General features: G+C 66.0%; 5 protein-coding genes. 4 read left to right on the top strand and 1 reads right to left on the bottom strand.

The genetic code is table 11. From position 1 onward, the window contains the following. From K1X74_23400 to K1X74_23390, 3 genes are all read left to right on the top strand, one after another. A partial coding sequence (locus K1X74_23400) for a DUF3696 domain-containing protein (GenBank protein ID MBX7169298.1) occupies positions 1-1,337 on the top strand: 1,337 nt, incomplete at its 5' end. Then, complete coding sequence (locus K1X74_23395; GenBank protein ID MBX7169297.1) at positions 1,334-1,873, top strand: hypothetical protein; 540 nt, start codon at positions 1,334-1,336, stop codon at positions 1,871-1,873. The genes K1X74_23400 and K1X74_23395, both read left to right, overlap by 4 nt. Next, complete coding sequence (locus tag K1X74_23390; GenBank protein MBX7169296.1) at positions 1,873-2,574, top strand: RNA ligase family protein; 702 nt, start codon at positions 1,873-1,875, stop codon at positions 2,572-2,574. The genes K1X74_23395 and K1X74_23390 overlap by 1 nt, the downstream gene beginning before the upstream one ends. Positions 2,575-2,654: 80 nt before the next feature. On the opposite strand, the gene K1X74_23385 is transcribed toward K1X74_23390, so the two are convergent. Beyond that, entirely contained in the window at positions 2,655-2,879 is a 225-nt protein-coding gene (locus K1X74_23385; GenBank protein ID MBX7169295.1) for a hypothetical protein, read from the bottom strand. A gap of 141 nt (positions 2,880-3,020) precedes the next feature. Here K1X74_23385 and K1X74_23380 point away from each other — a divergent pair. After that, on the top strand, positions 3,021-3,678 hold a 658-nt coding region (locus K1X74_23380), incomplete at its 3' end, for an SDR family NAD(P)-dependent oxidoreductase (GenBank protein MBX7169294.1).

The raw sequence follows: 3,678 nt of genomic DNA, 5'->3' as shown, positions 1-3,678 counted from the left end.
TGGCGCCACTGACCGTCATCTTCGGCGCCAACAGTGCCGGCAAGAGCAGCTTGGGGCACCTGCTGCTCGCCTTGCAGCAGACAGCGCGCTCCACCGATCGCAAACGTGCGCTGCACCTAGGCGATTCGGGTTCGCTGATCGACTTGGGTACCTTTGCCGACTGCCTGCACGGTCATGACCTGCGCCTCGCGCTCGGCTTCGAGCTCGGTTGGCAGTTGCCCCGGCCGCTGGACGTGATCGATCCGCTGTTGCCGGGCAAGCGCTACCAAGGCAGACACATGCAGCTCGAAGTGACGCTGGCAGCCGGCAAGGCGGGGCAGCCCGAAGTGCACGGCATGAGTTATGCCCTGAGCACAGACGGCGAGACCGTGCTCGACGTGGCACTGCGGCGTGACGCACAGCGCAAGATCACGCTGGCCTCGCAGCATTACCTGTTCAAGATGGCCGACGGCCGCAAGTGGCCGCTCGAGGAGCCGGAGAAGTTCTACCGGCTCTCCGACATCACCGCCGCTCGCTTCAAGAATGCCGGCTTCATGGCCGACTTCGCGCTCGCCACCGAGGCGATGCTCGAGAGCATTTCGTACCTCGGGCCGCTACGTGAACATCCGCGCCGCATCTACCAATGGTCGGGCGAGACGCCGCCGAGCGTAGGGCAGATGGGCGAGTTGGCAATATCCGCCATATTGGCGGCGCAAGACGACGGGCGGCAACTCAACCGCGGACCACGAAGGGCCAAGCAGGGATTTGCCGCGTTCATCGCGGCCTGGCTCAAGGATCTGGGTGTGATCCACGACTTCACCGTGCGCGCGGTAGCCGAGGGCCGCAAGGAATACGAAGTGCTGATCAAGACCGGCGCGAAGTCGCCGGAGGTCAAGATTACCGACGTCGGATTTGGCGTTTCGCAGGTACTGCCGGCCCTGGTGCAAGCGTTCTATTGCCCTCCGTACTCCACTGTGTGGATGGAGCAACCCGAAATCCACCTACACCCGCAGGTGCAGGCCGAACTGGCCGATGTCTTCGTCGCAGCGACGCAGGCGCGCCAAGATGGCCGCGAGCGACATGTTCAACTGATCGTCGAAAGCCACTCGGAACACTTTCTCAACCGGCTACAGCGCCGCGTCGCGGAGGAGGTGCTGTCGCCAGATGACGTGGCGGTGTACTTCTGCCGCCGCTCGCCGACGGCCGCCGAGCTCGAACCGCTACGCCTGAACATGTTCGGCGAGATCGAGAATTGGCCGCCGAACTTTTTCGGGGACGAGATGGCCGACATCGCGGCACGCACGCTCGCGGCAATGGAGCGCCGGAAGGCGCAACCCTCGGACGCTGAAGCGAGATGAAGGCGGTGATCGACACCAACGTCTTGCTCGTCGCCAACGGCGTGCACGCAGACGTATCCTCCGAATGCACAGCCGAGTGCGTGCGGCGCTTGCTGGCGATGCAGGGTTCGGGCGTGATCGTCATCGACAACGGCTTTCGGATCCTCGGCGAGTACCTGCACAAGACCAGGCTGAACCCCCCCAAAGGCGTGGGCGACGTGTTCTTGAAGTGGCTGCTGCGCGAGGCGGGCAACCCGGCGCGGGTCGAGCAGGTAACGCTCACAGAGAAGGCAGACGACTGCTTCGTGGAGTTTCCCGATCCTGCCTTGCAGCCGGCCTTTGATGCTGCGGACCGCAAGTTCGCAGCGGTAGCCCATGCCCATCCGGACCGGCCACCCGTTTGGCAGGCGGCCGACTGCAAGTGGCTGGACTGGTGGCAACCGCTGCGGGCACGAGGCGTACGCGTGACACTTCTCTGCGAAGAGGACGTGTGCCGCTTCTACGCCAAGAAGTTCCCGCACAAGCCCGTGCCTGCGCTTCCGCCACGGCAACCCTGATGGGCTTCTTTCGTTTCCCTCACACCCCTCATTTGGCCTGGCTCGGCAGCGGTAAGCCGCGCGACGACAAGGTGCTTTCGTTCGCCGAGGCAGCGGCGTTGCTGCGTGGTGACGTGGTGGTGGAAGAAAAGGTCGACGGCGCCAACCTGGGCATCTCGGTCAGTCCGGCCGGAGCCCTACTGGTCCAGAACCGCGGCCAATACCTGGTCGAACCCTATGCAGGGCAGTTCGCCCGCTTGCCCTCGTGGCTGGCCTTGCGCCGCGACGAGTTGATGGAGGCATTGCTCGAACACACCCGCCGTGGCTTGATGCTTTTCGGTGAGTGGTGCGCGGCGCGCCATTCGCTGGCCTATGCGCGACTGCCGGATTGGTTCCTGTTGTTCGACGTCGTGGAATCCGATAGCGGCAGGTTCTGGAGCAGTACGCGGCGCAATGCCCTTGCCGCTCGCCTGGGTCTGGCGACGACACCGACGGTTGCGCGCGGCCAATACACATTGGGGCAGTTGAAGTCGCTGCTCGCCAGCCAGGGCAGCCGGTTTCGGGACGGCCCGCTCGAAGGCCTCGTGGTCCGCCGCGAAAGCGCTGACTGGTGCGAACAACGAGCCAAGCTCGTCCGAGCCGAATTCGCCCAGACCATTGCCGAACATTGGCGCAACCGACGCATCGAATGGAACCGGCTGGACGCGCCCGCCGCCGTTTGACGCGCACTGTCGCGTGTCCCGTTCCTGAAGCTGCTACAGCGCGCGTTTGCTGCCCCGCGGCAAACGCGGTCGCTGCGGCATCATGCGCCGCTGTCGGTGGCTGCTGCGTGGAACGGCCATTGACGCTGCATCTGCACAGATCTACGTCGGAAAGCCGGAATCACCGGGTTGCCCGGCATCGCTCTGGCGCGATTCACCGCGGCCAGAATCACGGCGTCCGGGCCGTGCGTCGGCTGTGTCGTCGATCGATTGCCGATCGGCAGATGGTCGAGCAGGTCAACGATCCAGGCGGCGAACGAGGTCATAGTGCCAGGGCCATGTTGGTGGCGATACCCTTCATCGTGACCCGCCGCTGGCTCAAATAGCGAGCCAGGCATCGACCTCTGCCCGGACTCGGTTACCCTCCCGCCATGAGCAAGGACAAACCCCTGCAAGGCCGCGTCGCTTTGATCACCGGCGCAAACACCGGCATCGGCCGCGTCACTGCACGCGAACTGGCGCGCCGTGGCGCCCGGGTCTACGTCGCCACCCGCGACGAAGCGCGCACGCGCGACGTACTCGACGACATCCGCGCCGCCGGCGGCGTAGGCGAATGGCTGCCGCTGGATCTGGGCGACCTCGGCTCGGTGCGGCGCTGCGCCGAGGCGTTTCGCGCGCTCGGACAGCCGCTGCACCTGTTGGTCAACAACGCCGGCCTGGCCGGCCGGCGAGGCTTCACGGCATCGGGATTCGAACTCGCGTTCGGCACCAACCATGTCGGCCACTTCCTGCTGACCACGCTGCTGCTCGACCGGCTCGAAGCCTCGGCGCCGGCGCGCATCGTCACGGTCGCGAGCCGGGCGCATTACCGTGCGCACGGCATCGACTTCGACGCCGTGCGCCGGCCCACGCGCACGCGAACGGCGCTGGTCGAGTACGCCGCGTCCAAGCTGGCGAACGTGTTGTTCAGCGCCGAGCTGGGCCGCCGGCTGGCCGGTACCGGCGTCACGACCTATGCGCTGCACCCGGGCGTGGTTGCCTCCGACATCTGGCGCGTGCTGCCCGGGCCACTGCGCTGGCTCGTCACCCGCAACATGCTCACGCCCGAGCAGGGCGCCGAAACCT

The sequence above is a fragment of the Pirellulales bacterium genome (genome assembly GCA_019694435.1).
In the GTDB taxonomy this organism is placed as follows: Bacteria; Planctomycetota; Planctomycetia; order Pirellulales; family JAEUIK01; genus JAIBBZ01.
This window is presented reverse-complemented; position numbering and strand designations above follow the sequence as displayed.